The organism is Streptomyces sp. NPDC005878 (assembly GCF_040629815.1).
Taxonomy (GTDB): domain Bacteria; phylum Actinomycetota; class Actinomycetes; order Streptomycetales; family Streptomycetaceae; genus Streptomyces.
This window is the reverse complement of record NZ_JBEXWK010000035.1, coordinates 65,361-82,133: the sequence shown is the minus strand read 5'-3', so window position 1 is coordinate 82,133 and position 16,773 is coordinate 65,361. Positions and strand designations below refer to the sequence as shown.

The 16,773-nt window shown below is 73.2% G+C and carries 13 protein-coding genes and 1 tRNA gene; 7 read left to right on the top strand and 7 right to left on the bottom strand.

From position 1 onward, the window contains the following. Positions 1-14: 14 nt before the first annotated feature. Entirely contained in the window at positions 15-785 is a 771-nt protein-coding gene (locus ABZ404_RS34190) for an ABC transporter ATP-binding protein (protein WP_358833753.1), read from the bottom strand. 409 nt (positions 786-1,194) lie between these two features. Between ABZ404_RS34190 and ABZ404_RS34185 the strand changes: the two genes are divergently transcribed. Together ABZ404_RS34185 and ABZ404_RS34180 are read left to right on the top strand one after the other, a co-directional pair. Beyond that, positions 1,195-1,276: transfer RNA gene (locus ABZ404_RS34185), tRNA-Leu, on the top strand. 418 nt (positions 1,277-1,694) lie between these two features. Continuing rightward, positions 1,695-2,552, top strand: coding sequence for a Bax inhibitor-1/YccA family protein (locus ABZ404_RS34180; protein WP_358833752.1), 858 nt, complete (start codon positions 1,695-1,697; stop codon positions 2,550-2,552). A 133-nt stretch (positions 2,553-2,685) separates the two neighbouring features. On the opposite strand, the gene ABZ404_RS34175 is transcribed toward ABZ404_RS34180, so the two are convergent. Next, a complete protein-coding gene (locus ABZ404_RS34175) occupies positions 2,686-2,916 on the bottom strand; it encodes a DUF4287 domain-containing protein (protein ID WP_101388640.1) in 231 nt (76 codons plus the stop codon). A 135-nt stretch (positions 2,917-3,051) separates the two neighbouring features. Between ABZ404_RS34175 and ABZ404_RS34170 the strand changes: the two genes are divergently transcribed. Further along, complete coding sequence (locus ABZ404_RS34170) at positions 3,052-3,375, top strand: hypothetical protein (RefSeq protein WP_358833751.1); 324 nt, start codon at positions 3,052-3,054, stop codon at positions 3,373-3,375. 584 nt (positions 3,376-3,959) lie between these two features. Continuing rightward, the gene (locus tag ABZ404_RS34165) at positions 3,960-5,315 is read left to right on the top strand and encodes a hypothetical protein (RefSeq protein WP_358833750.1); all 1,356 of its coding nucleotides are present in this window, start codon (positions 3,960-3,962) and stop codon (positions 5,313-5,315) included. An 18-nt stretch (positions 5,316-5,333) separates the two neighbouring features. Here ABZ404_RS34165 and ABZ404_RS34160 read toward each other — a convergent pair whose 3' ends face one another. From ABZ404_RS34160 to ABZ404_RS34150, 3 genes are all read right to left on the bottom strand, one after another. Continuing rightward, positions 5,334-6,125 carry a hypothetical protein gene (locus ABZ404_RS34160; protein ID WP_358833749.1) on the bottom strand — a complete coding sequence of 264 codons (792 nt, stop codon included), beginning with the start codon at positions 6,123-6,125 and terminating at the stop codon, positions 5,334-5,336. A 340-nt stretch (positions 6,126-6,465) separates the two neighbouring features. Then, positions 6,466-7,686, bottom strand: coding sequence for an acetyl-CoA C-acetyltransferase (locus ABZ404_RS34155; RefSeq protein ID WP_358833748.1), 1,221 nt, complete (start codon positions 7,684-7,686; stop codon positions 6,466-6,468). A 674-nt stretch (positions 7,687-8,360) separates the two neighbouring features. After that, positions 8,361-9,737: a cystathionine beta-synthase gene (locus ABZ404_RS34150; RefSeq protein ID WP_358833747.1), complete on the bottom strand. Its 1,377-nt coding sequence runs from the start codon at positions 9,735-9,737 to the stop codon at positions 8,361-8,363. A gap of 188 nt (positions 9,738-9,925) precedes the next feature. Between ABZ404_RS34150 and ABZ404_RS34145 the strand changes: the two genes are divergently transcribed. Then, positions 9,926-10,918: an SGNH/GDSL hydrolase family protein gene (locus ABZ404_RS34145; protein ID WP_358833762.1), complete on the top strand. Its 993-nt coding sequence runs from the start codon at positions 9,926-9,928 to the stop codon at positions 10,916-10,918. A gap of 415 nt (positions 10,919-11,333) precedes the next feature. On the opposite strand, the gene ABZ404_RS34140 is transcribed toward ABZ404_RS34145, so the two are convergent. Continuing rightward, a complete protein-coding gene (locus ABZ404_RS34140) occupies positions 11,334-11,747 on the bottom strand; it encodes a hypothetical protein (protein ID WP_358833746.1) in 414 nt (137 codons plus the stop codon). A 133-nt stretch (positions 11,748-11,880) separates the two neighbouring features. Between ABZ404_RS34140 and ABZ404_RS34135 the strand changes: the two genes are divergently transcribed. Then, positions 11,881-12,720, top strand: coding sequence for a MurR/RpiR family transcriptional regulator (locus tag ABZ404_RS34135; RefSeq protein ID WP_358833745.1), 840 nt, complete (start codon positions 11,881-11,883; stop codon positions 12,718-12,720). A 648-nt stretch (positions 12,721-13,368) separates the two neighbouring features. On the opposite strand, the gene ABZ404_RS34130 is transcribed toward ABZ404_RS34135, so the two are convergent. Continuing rightward, entirely contained in the window at positions 13,369-14,691 is a 1,323-nt protein-coding gene (locus ABZ404_RS34130) for a diaminopimelate decarboxylase (RefSeq protein ID WP_358833744.1), read from the bottom strand. Positions 14,692-14,805: 114 nt separating this feature from the next. Between ABZ404_RS34130 and hutU the strand changes: the two genes are divergently transcribed. Then, a complete protein-coding gene (hutU, locus tag ABZ404_RS34125; protein WP_358833743.1) occupies positions 14,806-16,467 on the top strand; it encodes a urocanate hydratase in 1,662 nt (553 codons plus the stop codon). The last annotated feature ends 306 nt before the right edge of the window (positions 16,468-16,773 follow it).

The window sequence follows — 16,773 nt, the reverse complement described above, 5'->3', positions numbered from 1 at the left end:
GCGGTGCCCCGGGATCAGCTGGTGCGGCCCTTGGTGTCGAACTCCTTCATGCGGTCCAGCACGCCGTCGGCGCTCGGGCGCAGCATCTCGTCGACGATCCGGCCGTCGGCGAGGAAGATCACGCGGTCGGCGTAGGAGGCGGCGACGGGGTCGTGGGTGACCATGACGACGGTCTGGCCGAGCTCGCGCACGGAGTTGCGCAGGAAGCCCAGGACCTCGGCGCCCGAGCGGGAGTCCAGGTTTCCGGTCGGCTCGTCACCGAAGATGATCTCGGGCTGGGAGGCCAGGGCGCGGGCCACGGCCACGCGCTGCTGCTGGCCGCCGGAGAGCTGGGTGGGCCGGTGGGAGAGCCGCCCGGACAGGCCCACCATGTCGATGACCTGCTGGAGCCACTCCTTGTTCGGCTTGCGGCCGGCGATGTCCATCGGCAGCGTGATGTTCTCGGCCGCCGTGAGCGTCGGCAGCAGGTTGAACGCCTGGAAGATGAAGCCGATCTTGTCGCGGCGCAGCTGGGTGAGCTGCTTGTCCTTGAGCGAGCCGAGCTCGGTGTCGCCTATGCGGACCGAGCCGGAGCTGAACGAGTCGAGCCCGGCCACGCAGTGCATCAGCGTGGACTTGCCGGAGCCCGAGGGGCCCATGATCGCGGTGAACTCGCCCTGGTGGAAGTCGACCGTCACCCGGTCGAGCGCGACCACCTGGGTCTCGCCCGCGCCGTAGACCTTCGACAGCTCGGTGGCGCGGGCGGCCACCGCGGTGGCGCGGTGTGCGGTGGGGATGGTGGTCAACGGAAGGCTCCTGTCGGACGTGGTGCGGGGACTCCTCCATCCTCGCCGCCGCCGGGCCCCGGGATCGTCCATCCCTGTGCCCGTTCGCGGGCCGTCTTGAGTCTTATGCGGACGCCTCCCGCCTCCTCCTGCGGTATGACACCGTCCCCTAGTGCCACGACGGCCACCCCCGCCCTGGCCGGCCGTCCGCGCGGCCCGTCGGCGGCAGTCGAATTCGCGTCATTCCGCTACGCACAGTCCGGCTGACCGGTATGCCTGCCAACCGCCTCCGGCATGTGCCGCAAGGGTTCTCGGCCGGGCTGACGCCCCCTCAAGCGCCAATAAAATAAGACAACATCGGCCATCGTTCCGCCGGGCGGGGGAGCCGTCCCGATAGGCTCTTCGGGCGAACGCAGGAACCGCGCGACCAGCCCGGATGGTGGAAAGCAGACACGGCGAGCTTAAACCTCGCTGGCCCTAGGGCCGTGCCGGTTCAAGTCCGGCTCCGGGCACCTCTCGCCCCCTCGGGGGAAAGCGTGCAGAACCGGTAATTCGGTGGGCGGAACGACCGGGCGACGGGCCGTATGGCCGATTACCGGCGAATGAGCGGCGCGTGGGTGAACGGTTCCGCGCGCCCCCCGGAGACCACCCCTCCGACGCGCCCCGCCCGCCCGGGAAGCCCCGGGCACCCCGCCCCGCCGGGAAGCCCCGCGCACCCCGCTCGGGAAGCCCCGGGCACCCCCGCCCGGCCCGCTGTCCGCTTCCGGCCGCCGCCGCGGGGGCACCACCCGTGGCACTCTTGTGACCGCGAACCCCCTGGTGTACGTCCCGCCCGGCGAGGAAAGATCCTCCCAGAGCACTAGGGTGATTGTTTTGCTTTCCCATTACCCTTGACAGCAAGGTCGCACACGGCGGCCATGGAGGAGTGAGATGAGGAGCAGCAACCCGGTCTTCTCGCGACGGGGGTTCAGCCGCGACAACGGCTACGCCGGCTTCAACACCGCGCCGCAGGCCGGGGGCAACCCGTACGCGCAGGCACCGACGAACCCGTACGCGACGAATCCGTACGCCCAGCAGGACACGCAGTACGGAGCCCCCCAGGCCCCGGCCCGCGGCACCGTGATGACGATGGACGACGTCGTCTCGCGCACCGCGATCACGCTCGGCACCGTGGCCGTCGCCGCGGTGCTCGCCTGGACGCTGCTGCCGGTCTCGTCGAGCAGCTACGGCCTGGCGGTCGGCTCGGCGCTGGTGGCGTTCGTGCTCGCCATGATCCAGTCGTTCAAGGCGAAGCCCATCCCCGCGCTGATCATCGGTTACGCGGCGTTCGAGGGCGTCTTCCTCGGCGTGATCAGTGAGATGTACAACGAGCGCTGGTCCGGCGCGCCCTTCCAGGCGGTCCTGGGCACCCTGGCGGTGTCCGGAGCCACCCTGTTCGCCTACAAGCAGCGCTGGGTCCGCGTGACCGCGCGGTACGCGCGCATCGGTATGACCATCGCGATCGCCTTCGTCCTGGTGACGATGGTGAACCTGCTGGTCGTGGTCTTCGGCGGCGCCGACGGCGGCGGTCTGCGCAGCTTCGGCCCGCTCGGCTTCGCGGTCGGCGTGCTCGCCATCCTGATCGGCTGCTTCTTCCTGACGCTGGACTTCAAGCAGATCGAGGACGGCATCACCTACGGCGCTCCGCGCGAGGAGTCGTGGCTGGCCGCCTTCGGCCTGACCATGTCGCTCGTCTGGATCTACCTGGAGATGCTGCGACTGGTGGCGATCCTCCAGGGCGACGACTGACGCCCGCACCGCACCGAGCAGGGGCCCGTCCGGCAGCAGCCCGGCGGGCCCCCGCGCGTAGGGGCCCGCGCGGACCGGCAGCACTGCGCCCCGCCGGGGGTCGCGGCGGGGCGCGGCACACGGGGGTTCCTTCCTAGAGCAGGCGGCGCGCGGCCCGCCTCAGGTCGTACTCGTGGATGATCGCCTTGGCGTGTCCGTACGCGAGGTCGTGCTCGCTGCGGAGCCAGCTGACCTTCTCCTCGAACCTCACGAGGGAGGGGCCTTCGTCGACGGTGCGGAGCCAGTCGGAGACTTCACGACCGGTGCAGTGCGGGATGCGGGAGAGCAGGTTGCGATGGGTTTCTTCGGAGAAGAGTTGGGACATCGGCGCCTCCGGACGCATTGCCTGGGGGTCCCCTGTCCGGACGGGGGCCGGAACGCGGGGGATGGTCCTTCACGTCACCGTGCCTGAGCGTGCGCGTATTGGCAACAGTCCCGGGGCGGCGCGTAGGGTCGCGGCGTGCTTGATGTGACCCCGCTCCTCGCCGCCGTGGACCGCTTCGCCGACCGTCTGCGCGGCGCCCCCGAGAGCCGGCTGCGCCGTGGCGCCGCGGCCGAGGCACTCGCTCTGGCCAGGGAGTTGTCGGCCCGCGCCCAGCGCGCCGAGACCCCCGGCGCCGAGCCCCGGGTGATGCCGGACGCGGGGGCGTTCGCGGTCGCGGACCAAGTGTCGGTGGCGGGCCGCGACATGGCCGAGGTCCTCCGCACGGGCGCGGCCCCGGCCGACGCTCTGGCCGAGGCGGTCGGACTGGTGGAGGACGCGGCGCGGAGGGCGTTCGGCTAGGGGGCGGGGCGGGGCGGGCGCGGCGACGGTCCGGGGCGGGGTCGGGGGTCGTGCTGCGGGCCGCGTCGAAGGCCCCGCTGGTGGCCGTGCTGGTGGCCGTGTTGAGGCCCGGACTGTGGGCAGCGCTGCGGGCCGCCCGCACCCCGGTCACGCGCCGCGCGGCCAGCTCGTACGTCGTCTCCCCGTGCCGGACCCGGAAGCGGACGTCCTCGCCGGCGCCGAGGGAGTCGGAGACCTGCCACTGCCGCCGGGCGTCGTCGCGCCAGGCCGCGAGCCGGGCGGCGGCCGGGGTGTGCGGCTCCAGCCGCCAGACGAGCAGCGAGGCCTGGGCGCGCAGCCACGAGGCGGCGAGGAGCAGAGAAGGGGTGCGCGCGGCGCCGAGGGCCTTCTCCTCGTACGGCTCGGCGTCCGCGACGGCCGTCACCCAGCACCGGTACTCGACTTCGTCCATGGCCGTCAGCTCCGTTCCCCGACCGGGTCGCTCCTGCCTCTACGCAACCGCACGACCACGCACAGCGGTACCGTGGAAGGGCGGTCGGAGCATGAAAGCCATGAACGCCACGGGCGCCAACGGGAGTTGAGGCATGGCCAACCGGACACGTACCCCGAACGAGGGCTTGAACCGTCTGCTGGAGCAGGCCGCGTGGTCCCGCTCGCAGCTCGCGCTCGCCGTCAACCGCCTGGGCGCGGAAGCCGGGCTGGAGCTGCGCTACGACCAGTCGGCCGTGTCCCACTGGGTCGCCGAGACCGTGCCGCGGCCGGAGGTCAGACGGCTGATCGTCGAGGCCTTCTCCCGCAGGCTCCAGCGGACGGTGACCCACGCGGAGGCCGGCCTGCCGCCCGCGCCGGGCGACCGGGCGGCGGGCGGTGCCGACACCGTGGAGGAGATCGTCGATCTGGGCAGGGCCGACATGGACCCGTCCCGCCGGGGCGTGGTCGCCGCGGCCGGGCTCTTCTCCGCCGCCCTGGCGGTGCCGCTGTTCTCCGAGGCCGCGCGGGCGGCGGAGGCGGCGCCCGTGTCCCCGGGCAAGCGGACCGTCCGGATCGGGGCCGGCCAGGTCGAGTCGGTGCGCAGGATGACGGACAAGATCGCGGACATCCTCGACGAGCTGGGCGGCGGACACGCGCGGCCCATGGCCGCCGCGTTCCTCGTCAACACGGTGGTCCCGTGGCTGCGCGCCGAGGCCGCCGGGCCGGTCAGGAAGGACATGCTGGCGGCGGCCGCGGACCTGGTGTACCTCACCGGCTGGATGGCCATGTACGAGCGGGCGCACGGCACGGCGCAGACGTATTACCTCAAGGCGCTGAAGCTGGCGGGACGGGCCGAGGACCATGTGACGTACTGCCGCACGCTGCGCGGGATGAGCCTGCAGGCGTCGAACCTCGGTCACGGCGCCCTGGCGCTGAAGCTGGCCGACTCCGCCGCCGAGGCGGCGCCGCAGGCGGGCCCCAGGCTCCGGGCGTTCCTGACCGGGCAGCAGGCGCACGCGACGGCCATGGTGGGCGACCACCGGCGGGCGCGGAGCCTGCTGGCGGCGACGGAGTCCGCGCTGCTGAGGGCGGACGACCGACGGGAGTCGATCGGGGGGTACGACCGGTCCGCGTACGCCTTCCACGTCTCCCACGTGCTGTACGAGGGGAAGGACCTCCCCGGCTCCATCAGCGCCCTGGAGCAGGCACTCAGGGCGCAGCCGGCCAACGAGCGGCAGGGCAGGGTCCACTTCCACGCCGTGCTCGCGCAGCGCCAGTTGGAGTACGGGCACCTCGACGCGGCGTGCGACGCGTGGGCGCGCTTCCTGGAGGACTACGAACACGTCTCGTCCGCCCGGGGCGACGAGCACTTCGCCACGATGCGGCGCCGGCTGAGGCCGTACCGCGACGCCCGGGCGGTGCGGCAGCTCGCGCCGCGCGTCGCCGAGGTCGCCGCGCTCAAGGGGTAGGAGCCGGCCGCGCCGGGCCTACAGCGACGCGATGACCCGGTCCGCCAGGATGTACACGCTCTCCTCGCCGCACGAGAACGTCAGCGCGTACGCCCCCGAGATGCCCGAGCCGCCCAGCAGCACCGGGGCCTCGCCCTCGCTCAGGGCCTCGGCCAGGCGCTCGGAGGTCTCGCGGTGGCCGGGGGTCATGCACAGCGTGGTGCCGTCGGCGAAGACGTAGACGTCGAGGGTGCCCAGCGGACCGGGGCGGACGTCCGCGAGCGCCGTGCGGGCCTCGGCCAGCTGCTCCAGGCGCGCGACCGTGGACTCGTGGTCGGCCACGACCGACGTCTGGGCCGGGACGAAGTCCGGGTGCGAGGGGTGGCGGCGGCGGGCCGCGGCCAGCTCCGGGGAGTCCTCGGGGAACTCCTCGTACGGCTCGGGGGACAGCTCCACGCCCTCCAGGCCGACGAAGTCGGACTGCCGGGGGAGGAACAGGGAGGCGTCCTCCCCGAGGCCTGTGAGGCCGCCCAGGAGCGACGGGGCGTCCGCCGCGTCGCGCGCCTCCTGCGCGGCCCAGAACGCCCGCGCCTCGGCGAGCTCGCGCTCGCGTTCCTCGGCGAGCGCCTCGGCGACGGCGGCGCGTATCTCGGCGACGGGGGTCTCGCCGCCGCGCGCCTGGTGGGGCACGGTGGCGGCCGGACCGGCGTTCGTCGCCGCGAGGTCGGCGCGCAGCGCCACGACCTGCCTGCGCAGCCCGTGGGCGGCGTGCAGGGCAGCGGCGCCCACGGCCGTGGAGGCGGCCGTGGTCAGCAGCAGGGCAAAAGACATGGCGCTCACTGACTTACTCCCGGATTCAAACGATTCCCCGACTTCCTACATCAGCTTGTCGGGCGTCCGCTCCCCTTGTCAGTGCATTACGTCACGAAACGGACAGGTCTTTGTGCCTGAGGTTTATCCACGCCACCCCTGAAAACGCTGTGACCTGGGCGGATCCTTCTCCCTCGGGAGATACGTCACATCCTGGGGGAGATTCGGTCACGAACCGGAAGCGGCGAGGGTGGAGCGGTGCCGGAGGGCTTTCCCCCACCCGGCTCCGCACGCGCCCCCGCCGCAGCGTAGGGCCCAGTCGGCCAAACCGCGCGTTTACCTGGTCGCGCTCCGCTTCAGCTCAGCTCAGCCGCTCGATGACCATGGCCATGCCCTGGCCGCCGCCCACGCACATCGTCTCCAGACCGAACTGCTTGTCGTGGAACTGGAGGGAGTTGATGAGCGTGCCGGTGATGCGGGCGCCGGTCATGCCGAAGGGGTGGCCGACGGCGATGGCGCCGCCGTTGACGTTCAGCTTCTCCAGCGGGATCTCCAGGTCGCGGTAGGACGGGATGACCTGGGCGGCGAACGCCTCGTTGATCTCGAAGAGGTCGATGTCGCCGACGGTGAGGCCGGCGCGCTTGAGGGCCTGCTTCGAGGCCTCGACCGGGCCGAGGCCCATGATCTCGGGCGAGAGGCCCGTCACGCCGGTGGAGACGATCCGCGCCAACGGGGTCAGGCCGAGCTCGCGGGCCTTGGTGTCGCTCATGATGACGAGGGCCGCGGCGCCGTCGTTGAGCGGGCAGCAGTTGCCCGCGGTGACCATGCCGTCGGGGCGGAAGACGGGCTTGAGGCCCTGGACGCCCTCCACGGTGACGCCGGCGCGCGGGCCGTCGTCCTTGCTGACGACCGTGCCGTCCGGGGTGGTCACCGGGGTGATCTCCCGCTCCCAGAAGCCGTTCTTGATGGCTTCCTCGGCGAGGTTCTGCGACCGGACGCCGAACTCGTCCATGTCCGCGCGCGTGACGCCCTTGGCGCGCGCCAGGTTCTCGGCGGTCTGGCCCATCGCGATGTACGCGTCCGGGACCAGGCCGTCCTCGCGCGGGTCGTGCCAGGAGGCGCCGGCCGACTCGGCGACGGCGGCGGTACGGGCCTCGGCCTCGGCGAAGAACGGGTTGTGCGTGTCGGGCATCCCGTCGGAGGAGCCCTTCACCGACCGCGACACCATCTCGACACCGGCCGAGATGAAGACGTCGCCCTCGCCCGCCTTGATGGCGTGCAGCGCCATCCGGGAGGTCTGGAGCGAGGAGGAGCAGTAGCGGGTGATGGTGCAGCCCGGCAGGTGGTCCATGCCCATCTGCACGGCCACGATCCGGCCCAGGTTGTGGCCCTGCTCGCCGCCGGGCAGGCCGCAGCCGAGCATCAGGTCGTCGATGTCGCGCGGGTCGAGCTCGGGGATCTTGGCGAGCGCGGCCTGGATGATGGTGGCGGTGAGGTCGTCCGGCCGCAGATCCTTGAGCGAGCCCTTGAAGGCGCGGCCGATGGGGGAACGAGCGGTCGAGACGATCACGGCTTCGGGCATCACGGCTCCAGAGGCTAAGCGGGCGGGCTCTCTGGGAAGTTACCCGTACGTACGGAGTTGGTCATCGGTCGGCGCGTGTGACACGGACCTCTTTTCTAAGCGGGCGCTCAGCGCGGGCGGGCGCCAGGGAGGGATGCAGGCGCCTTCCCCGGCCGCGCCCGGTCCCCTGCTCGGGCTGCGCCCGGTCCCCTGCTCGGGCTGCGCCCTGGCCCCGCGCGGGGCTGCGCCCCGGCCTCGCTTGAGGCTGCGCCCCGGGGCCTTCTCTCGGCTGCGGACCGTGGTGGGTTGCTCGCGCAGTTCCCCGCGCCCCTGGGAGGTGCGTCGTCTGCGGGCCGGTGGGGGCTGATCGCGCAGTTCCCCGCGCCCCTGGGTGGGCTGTGGCTGAGCTGTGGTCTCCGGCTGGGGCCGATACCCAAGGGGCGCGGGGAACTGCGCGGGCAACCACCCACTGCCCCGTAGGCGGCCGAGGGGCTTTTAGGGGTGCGGGGAACTGCGCGGGCAACCACCCACTGCCCCGTAGGCGGCCGAGGGGCTTTTTAGGGGTGCGGGGAACTGCGCGACCGGGCGCAACCGGCCCGCAGGTGAGAAACGGCCCCCCGTTCCCCCGCCCCCGCCCATCCGGTGGACAAGCGGAGGAGGGAGCCGGGGGGCCGCCCAGGCAAGAGGGGGTGCGGCTACTTCGCCAGGAAGGCCAGGAGGTCCTGGCGGCTCACCACGCCCGTCGGCTTGCCCTCGACCAGGACGATCGCCGCGTCCGCCTCACCGAGGACCGACATCAGCTCGGCCACCGGCTCGCCCGAGCCGACCTGCGGCAGCGGCGGGCTCATGTGCTTCTCCAGCGGGTCCGTGAGCGAGGCGCGCTGCGCGAAGAGGGCCGCGAGCAGCTCCTTCTCCACCACCGAGCCGATGACCTCGGCCGCCATCACGTCCGGGTGGCCCGCGCCCGGCTTGACGATCGGCATCTGCGAAACGCCGTACTCGCGCAGCACCTCGATCGCCTCCCCGACCGTCTCCTCGGGGTGCATGTGGACGAGGGAGGGCATCGCGCCCTCCTTGTCGGCGAGGACGTCGCCGATGCGGGCGGACGGGCCCGCCTCCTCCAGGAAGCCGTGTCCGGCCATCCACTCGTCGGAGAAGATCTTCGAGAGGTAGCCGCGGCCGGAGTCGGGGAGCAGGACGACGACGACGTCGTCCGGGCCCAGTCCCTCCGCCACCCGCAGCGCCGCCACGACGGCCATGCCGCAGGAGCCGCCCACCAGCAGGCCCTCCTCCTTGGCGAGGCGGCGGGTCATCTGGAAGGAGTCCTTGTCGGAGACCGCGACGATCTCGTCCGTGACCTCACGGTCGTAGGCGGTCGGCCAGAAGTCCTCGCCCACGCCCTCGACCAGGTACGGACGGCCGGAGCCGCCGCTGTAGACCGAGCCCTCGGGGTCCGCGCCGACCACCCGTACGGCCCCGCCGGAGACCTCCTTCAGGTACCGGCCGGTGCCGGTGATCGTGCCGCCGGTGCCGACGCCCGCCACGAAGTGCGTGATCTTCCCGTCGGTCTGCTCCCAGAGCTCGGGACCGGTGGTCTCGTAGTGCGAGCGCGGGTTGTTCGGGTTGCTGTACTGGTCCGGCTTCCAGGCGCCGGGCGTCTCGCGCACCAGGCGGTCCGAGACGTTGTAGTACGAGTCCGGGTGCTCCGGGTCGACCGCCGTCGGGCAGACGACGACCTCGGCCCCGTACGCCCGCAGGACGTTGATCTTGTCGAGCGACACCTTGTCCGGGCAGACGAAGATGCACTTGTAGCCCTTCTGCTGGGCCACGATCGCGAGACCGACACCCGTGTTGCCCGAGGTGGGCTCCACGATCGTGCCGCCCGGCTTGAGCGCGCCGCTCTGCTCCGCCGCTTCGATCATGCGCACGGCGATCCGGTCCTTGACCGAGCCGCCCGGGTTGAAGTACTCGACCTTGGCCAGGACGGTCGCCTGGATGCCCGCGGTCACACTGTTGAGCTTCACCAGCGGGGTATTGCCGACGAGGCTGATCATCGAGTCGTGGAATTGCACCGTTGTCTCCGGGGTCTCCGTGATGGTCCCGCCAGCGTATGCGCACAGCGAGCGCCCGTTCACCTCACGGCGGGATTGAGCGACACCCGTCACCGGGCAGGTAGCTGATGTACGGCTCCAAGGAGGTGGCGGTGGCTGGGAGTGTGTCGACCGTGTCGGCCGGGGTGTCGGCGGGGTCACGGGCGAGGGTGGCGCGCCGCATCGCGGCGGGCGCGGCGTTCGGCGGGGGCGGGATCGGGCTGCTCGCCACGGCCGCCGTCGGGGTGCTGCTCGCGGAGGCGGCGCTGGCCAGGCGCTCGGTGGGCGGCGCCGCCGCCCCGCATCCGCCGAGCGCCGACGGGCTGTACGGGGTGGCGTTCGCCAACGGCACGGCCCCGCTGCGGCTCGGCATACTGGGCGACTCCACGGCCGCCGGGCAGGGCGTGCGCCGGGCCGGGCAGACCCCGGGGGCGCTGCTCGCCTCGGGGCTCGCGGCGGTGGCGGAGCGGATGGTCACGCTCCGCAACGTGGCGCAGCCGGGTGCCCAGTCGGACGACCTGGACCGCCAGGTCTCGCTGATGCTGGCGGACCAGGCCCGTATCCCGGACGTCTGCGTGATCATGATCGGGGCCAACGACGTCACCCACCGGATGCCGCCCACCACGTCGGTGCGGCATCTGGCGGGCGCGGTGCGGCGGCTGCGTACGGCGGGCGCCGAGGTGGTCGTGGGCACCTGCCCCGACCTCGGCTCGGTCGAGCCGGTCTACCAGCCGCTGCGCTTCCTCGCCCGGCGCGTCTCGCGGCAGCTGGCGGCGGCGCAGACGATCGTCGTGGTCGAGCAGGGCGGGCGGACGGTCTCGCTGGGCCATCTGCTCGGCCCCGAGTTCGAGGCGAACCCGCGCGAGCTGTTCGGCCCCGACAACTACCACCCCTCGGCCGAGGGGTACGCGACGGCGGCGATGGCCGTCCTGCCCACCCTCTGCGCCTCGCTCGGACTGTGGCCGGACGCCGACCGGCTGGACGCGGACCGCGACGAGGACATCCTGCCGGTCGCCAAGGCGGCGGCGGAGGCGGCGGCGGAGCCCGGCACCGAGGTCAGCGCGGCCCGCGCGCCCTGGGCCCTGCTCAAGCACCGGCGCCGGCGGCGGCTGACCGCGACCGAGCCGTCCACCGCGCACCCGGCGCACCCGGCCCATCCGTGAGCGCCGTCCCCCGAGTCCCGTACGGCTCGGGGGATGTGGCGGGCCGTCACATTCGTCGCGGAACCGGTACGGGCACGACATGTCCGCGCAGCACGCGCTTAACACACGTACGGCACAGTGAGGGGTGTCGGACGGGGAGACCCGGCCGGCACCACCAGCGGCGTCGAGGACCTCCGGAGCGGCTCCCGGACTCCCGGACGCCAGGACGCGGCGACCGGCCCTTGACCCGGGACCGTGTCCCGCGCGGGGACCGCCGTCGTCCCGCCCCCCGGGAGACCGGGGGTGCGGCGGTCCCCGCGCTCAGCATTTTCCGGTTGCCCGGTTGCCCGGTTGCCCGGATGCCCGGATGCCCGGATGCCCGGATTCCCCCGGTTCTTCCGGTTTCCGGGGTGCCGGGGCTCCCGGCTTCCCGCACTCAGTCGGTGTCGCCGTCGCCCCGGCGGCGCGGCCACGGCCACGGGCGGGCGGCGTGCACGGCGTTGACGCCGACGATGCCCGCCCACGTGACGAAGAGACCGCTGAGCCCCGCGTTGACGGCGCCGATCGCGGACAGCGGGATGGCGAGGACCAGCGAGATCATGCCGAACCCGAAGCGCTCCGCGAAGCCGAGGTCGGGGTTCGGGCCGGGCGGACGGCCGCCGCGGGCCACCACCATCTGCTGTTCGGCGAGCTGGCGGCGCACCCGGCGGTCGATCGCCGGGTCGAGGCGCTGCTCCACCTTCTCCAGGAACGAGTCGACGAGCGCGGGCTCGTACTCCTCGCCGAGCTCCCTGCGGGCCTGCAGGGTGGCGTCGAGTTCTTTGCGCAGTTCGGCGTCGCGGGCTTCCATGGTCCCCACGGTACGGAGCGGGGGGCGCCGGCACAGTGGGGATAGCCCCCGTACTTGCCCCCCTGCATATGGTCATGCAGAGTGCTGGGCGACTGAATATCGTGGAGTGACGGGCGTGAGGAAGGGGGACGGCATGAGCGACGGCCCTGCCGCGCGGCTGCAACAGCTCTTCGAGGGGCGGCGGCTGACGCCGACCCAGCGGCGGATCGCGCACTCCATGGTGCGCAGGGCCGCCGATGTGCCGTTCCTGTCCAGCGTGGAGCTGGCGGAGCTGGCCGGGGTGAGCCAGCCCTCGGTGACGCGCTTCGCGGTCGCGCTGGGCTTCGACGGGTACCCGGCGCTCCGGCGCCATCTGCGCGAGGTGGTGCCCGCGGACGCGCCCGCCGCGGGCGAGGACGCGTACAACGAGTACCAGCAGGCGGTCCAGGCCGAGATCGAGAACCTGCGCCATCTGGCCGGGCTGCTGGCGGACCCGGCGCCGGTGGAGGAGGCGGGGCGGCTGCTGGCGGCGTCGCGGCCGCTGCCCGTGCTCGGGCTGCGCGCGGCCTCCTCGCAGGCGCGGGGGTTCGCGTACTTCGCGGCGAAGGTGCACCCGGATGTGCGGCTGCTCGACGAGGGCGGGTCGATGCTGGTCGACCGCATCGACGCGGCGTCGCGGGCCGGGGCGTCGGCGCTGCTGTGCTTCGCGCTGCCGCGGCATCCCCGGGAGGTGGTGGACGCGCTGGCGTACGCGCGTACGCGGGGCCTGGTGGTGGTCACGGTCGCCGACTCCGCGTTCGCGCCGGTGGCGCGCCACAGCGACCTGCTGATCCCGGCCGCGGTCGGCACGGGCCTCGCCTTCGACACGGCGTGCGCGCCGATGCTGCTGGGGAGGGTGCTGCTGGAGGCGATGTGTGACGGGTTGCCGGATGCGCAGGCGCGGTTGGAGGAGTTCGACGCGGGGGCGGCGGGGCGCGGCTTGTTCGTGGAGTAGCCGTTCCCGGGCCGCGCTTCCGCCCCCGCCGGGGGGCGATTTTGCCCGGGGTTCGTCTGCGGGTGGGTGGCGGCTTGCTCGCGCAGTTCCCCGCGCCCCTGGGGGGGTGTGGGGCTCGGGGCCGGGTGGGTGCCCTGGGGGTCGCTCTTCGTCTGCGGGCCGTGGTGGGTTGCTCGCGCAGTTCCCCGCGCCCCTAAAGGCCTGTGGCTGAGCTGGTGTTTCTGGCTGCGGCGGGATGCCTCAGGGGCGCGGGGAACTGCGCGGCCAGCCCCCACCGGCCCGCAGGTGAACGAAAGACCTCTCGGGGGTCCGGGAACTGTGCGAGCAACCCCACCGCCCCGCCGGTGGATCCCGGCTGGATAGGGGCGCGGGGAACTGCGCGACCGGCCCATCACCGGTCCGCAGGTGAACGAAAAACCTCTCGGGGGTCCGGGAACTGTGCGAGCAACCCCACCGCCCCGCAGGTGGATCCCGGCTGGATAGGGGCGCGGGGAACTGCGCGGCCAGCCCACCACCGGCCCGCAGGTGAATGACGTCCTTCAGGGGCGCGCGGGGAACTGCGCAGGCTCCATCACCGGGCCGCAGGTGGGCGACGACCTCTCCCCGGGTGCGGGGTATCGCGTGAGCGAGCCGCCCCGGGGACGCGGGTTACAGCAGGGCGTCCGGGGTTGTGCCGCCCGCTTCCCGCACGATCGACGCCAGCGTCTGCGGCTCGCGGACCAGCGCGAAGCGGACGCCCGACGGGGTCGTCGTGTAGCCGTGGACGCCCGGCCTGGCGAGGCTGTTGTACGCGTAGTGGTGCCCGAAGCAGTACGCCCCGGTGTCCAGCACCGCCGCATAGTCCCCCTGCTCCAGCCGCGGCAGCGCCCGCCCCCGCGCCAGCAGGTCCCCCGCGAAGCACGCGGGCCCCGCCACGTCCTGGAGGACGGGCGGTCCGGGCTTGGGGCGGCCCGAAGGGCCGTACGCGGCGATCCGCAGCGGCCAGGACTCCGGCGCGAACACCGTACGGGCCGCGATCTGCACGCCCGCGTGGGTGACCGCGATGGCCCGCCCCCCGGCCGTCTTCGCGTACTCCACCCGCGCCAGCACCGTCCCGTGCTTGGCCAGCAGCGACCGCCCGAACTCCGTCACCAGCGCGTACGACCCGTCGAAGAGCCCGGGCACCTTGGCGCGCAGCAGCCGCGCGTACTCCCCGTACGTCGGGCTCACCTCGTCCGAGGCGAAGTTCACCGGGAGCCCGCCGCCGAGATCGAACGTGTCGACCTGGCGGCGGCCCACGCGCGCGTTGATCTCCTCCGCCAGCTCGTACGCCGCCCGCACCCCCTCGGCCATCAGCGCCAGGGGCACCCCCTGGGAGCCGGTGTGCGTGTGCAGGCGGGTGAGCCAGGGGCGGGCCGCGTACGCCGCGACGACCCACTCCCGCGCCCCCTCGTCCCGCAGCCCCACCCCGAACTTCGAGGTCCGCGTCGCGGTGGAGAGCGCGGCGATGGACCCCGCGCCCACCTGCGGGTTGACCCGCAGGCCGAGCGGTGAGGCGGTCGCGGTGGAGGCGAGCAGCGCGTCGAGGCGGGCCAGCTCCTGCGGGTTGTCGGCGTTGACGGCGACGCCCAGGGCGAGGGCCTCGCGCAGCTCGGCGGGGGTCTTGGCGGGGGAGTCCAGGACCGTGCGGCCGGGCGGGACCCCGGCGGCGCGGGCCAGGGCCAGTTCGCCGGGGCCGGCGACCTCCGCGCCGAGCCCCTCGGACGCGAGCAGCCGCAGGACCGGCACCAGCGGGCACGCCTTCACGGCGAAGGCGTGCAGCACGGGCGCGTCGGTGACGGCCGCGAAGGCGCTGGTCAGCGCCCTCGCGCCGGCCCGGATGCCGGTGACGTCCAGCAGCGCGGCCAACGGGACCTCGGGGCCGACGAGGCCCTGTTCCACGGCCGCCCGCACCGCCTGGTCGCGCCGCGCCGCCGCCTCGGTGTCGGTCATGGCTTCCAGCCAATCACCGGGTCCGCCGACGCGCAGACGTACCGATGTATTGACTAGTTCTATTCAGCCGGTCAGGATGTGAATACTTGAGTCACGTCGTGAGGAGGCCTCGCCATGTCAGGACCCCGCCCCGTACGGGCACCGCGCGGTACGGAACTGAGCGCCCTGGGATGGCAGCAGGAAGCCGCTCTGAGGATGCTCCAGAACAACCTCGACCCGGAGGTCGCCGAGCACCCCGACAAGCTCGTCGTCTACGGCGGCACCGGCAAGGCCGCGCGTGACTGGCGCTCCTTCGACGCGATGGTCCGCACCCTGCGCACGCTCAAGCAGGACGAGACGATGCTCGTCCAGTCCGGCCGCCCGGTCGGCGTGATGCAGACCCACGAGTGGGCCCCGCGCGTCCTGATCGCCAACTCCAACCTGGTGGGCGACTGGGCGAACTGGGAGGAGTTCCGCCGTCTGGAGCAGCTCGGCCTGACCATGTACGGGCAGATGACCGCGGGCTCCTGGATCTACATCGGCACCCAGGGCATCCTCCAGGGCACGTACGAGACGTTCTCCGCCGTCGCGGCGAAGAAGTTCAACGGGACGCTCGCCGGGACCATCACCCTCACCGCCGGCCTCGGCGGCATGGGCGGCGCCCAGCCGCTCGCCGTGACGATGAACGACGGCGTCGCGATCTGTATCGACGTCGACCCGCGCGCCATCGAGCGCCGCATCGAGCACCGCTACCTCGACGTGAAGGCCGACAGCCCGCGGCACGCGCTGGAGCTGGCCGTCGAGGCGCGCGACGCCCGCCGGCCGCTCTCCATCGGCCTGCTCGGCAACGCGGCGGAGCTGCTGCCGCAGATGCTGGCCGAGGGGGCGCCGATCGACATCGTGACCGACCAGACGTCCGCGCACGACCCGCTGGCGTACCTCCCGGTCGGCGTCGACTTCGACGACATGGCCTCGTACGCGGCGAAGGACCCGGCGGGCTTCACCACCCGCGCCCGGGAGTCCATGGCCCGCCACGTCGAGGCGATGGTCGGCTTCATGGACGCGGGCGCCGAGGTGTTCGACTACGGCAACTCCATCCGCGGCGAGGCGCGGCTGGCCGGGTACGACCGGGCGTTCGCCTTCCCCGGCTTCGTCCCCGCGTACATCCGCCCGCTCTTCTGCGAGGGCAAGGGCCCCTTCCGCTGGGCGGCGCTGTCGGGCGAGGCGTCCGACATCCACAAGACGGACAAGGCGATCCTGGACCTGTTCCCGGAGAACGAGTCGCTGCACCGCTGGATCAAGATGGCGGGCGAGCGCGTCCACTTCCAGGGCCTGCCCGCGCGGATCTGCTGGCTCGGTTACGGCGAGCGGGACAAGGCGGGCGAGCGCTTCAACGACATGGTGGCGTCGGGCGAGCTGGCGGCCCCGCTGGCGATCGGCCGCGACCACCTGGACTGCGGCTCGGTGGCCTCCCCGTACCGCGAGACCGAGGCGATGCTCGACGGCTCCGACGCGATCGCGGACTGGCCGCTGCTGAACGCCATGGTCAACGTCGCCTCCGGCGCGTCCTGGGTCTCCCTGCACCACGGCGGCGGCGTCGGCATGGGCCGCTCCATCCACGCGGGCCAGGTGACGGTGGCGGACGGTACGGCGCTGGCAGGCGAGAAGATCCGCCGCGTCCTGACGAACGACCCCGGGATGGGCGTCATCCGGCATGTCGACGCCGGGTACGACATCGCGGAGTCGGTCGCGGACGAGCGGGGTGTGCGGGTGCCGATGCGGGAGGGTGAAGCGTGACGGGGGGCACCCCGTCGACCCCGGGCGGCCCCGGCCCCGGTCCGTCGGTCGGCTCACCGTTGGTGGGGGCTGGTCGGGCCGTTCCCCGGGTTCCTGAGGGTGGTGCCGGTTCGTCGGTCGGGTCCGCGCCGGTGGGGGTTGAGCGCGCAGTTCCCCGCGCCCCTGAAGCGGGTACGGGTGCCCCGGACAGCGGCCGCGTCCCTGAGGGGGCGCAGACCGCCGGCGACGCGCGGAGGGCCGGGGCGCCGGCCCTCGGCGGGGTGCAGGGGCCGCAGGCCCCGCGGGGGGCGGGAGCCCCTGGCGGGG

Coding starts and splice junctions, on each gene's coding strand:
- ABZ404_RS34180 (WP_358833752.1), top strand. CDS start 1,695: ATGAGGAGCAGCAACCCGGTCTTCTCGCGACGGGGGTTCAGCCGCGAC.
- ABZ404_RS34175 (WP_101388640.1), bottom strand. CDS start 2,916: ATGTCCCAACTCTTCTCCGAAGAAACCCATCGCAACCTGCTCTCCCGC.
- ABZ404_RS34165 (WP_358833750.1), top strand. CDS start 3,960: ATGGCCAACCGGACACGTACCCCGAACGAGGGCTTGAACCGTCTGCTG.
- ABZ404_RS34160 (WP_358833749.1), bottom strand. CDS start 6,125: ATGTCTTTTGCCCTGCTGCTGACCACGGCCGCCTCCACGGCCGTGGGC.
- ABZ404_RS34155 (WP_358833748.1), bottom strand. CDS start 7,686: ATGCCCGAAGCCGTGATCGTCTCGACCGCTCGTTCCCCCATCGGCCGC.
- ABZ404_RS34140 (WP_358833746.1), bottom strand. CDS start 11,747: ATGGAAGCCCGCGACGCCGAACTGCGCAAAGAACTCGACGCCACCCTG.
- ABZ404_RS34135 (WP_358833745.1), top strand. CDS start 11,881: ATGAGCGACGGCCCTGCCGCGCGGCTGCAACAGCTCTTCGAGGGGCGG.
- ABZ404_RS34130 (WP_358833744.1), bottom strand. CDS start 14,691: ATGACCGACACCGAGGCGGCGGCGCGGCGCGACCAGGCGGTGCGGGCG.
- hutU (WP_358833743.1), top strand. CDS start 14,806: ATGTCAGGACCCCGCCCCGTACGGGCACCGCGCGGTACGGAACTGAGC.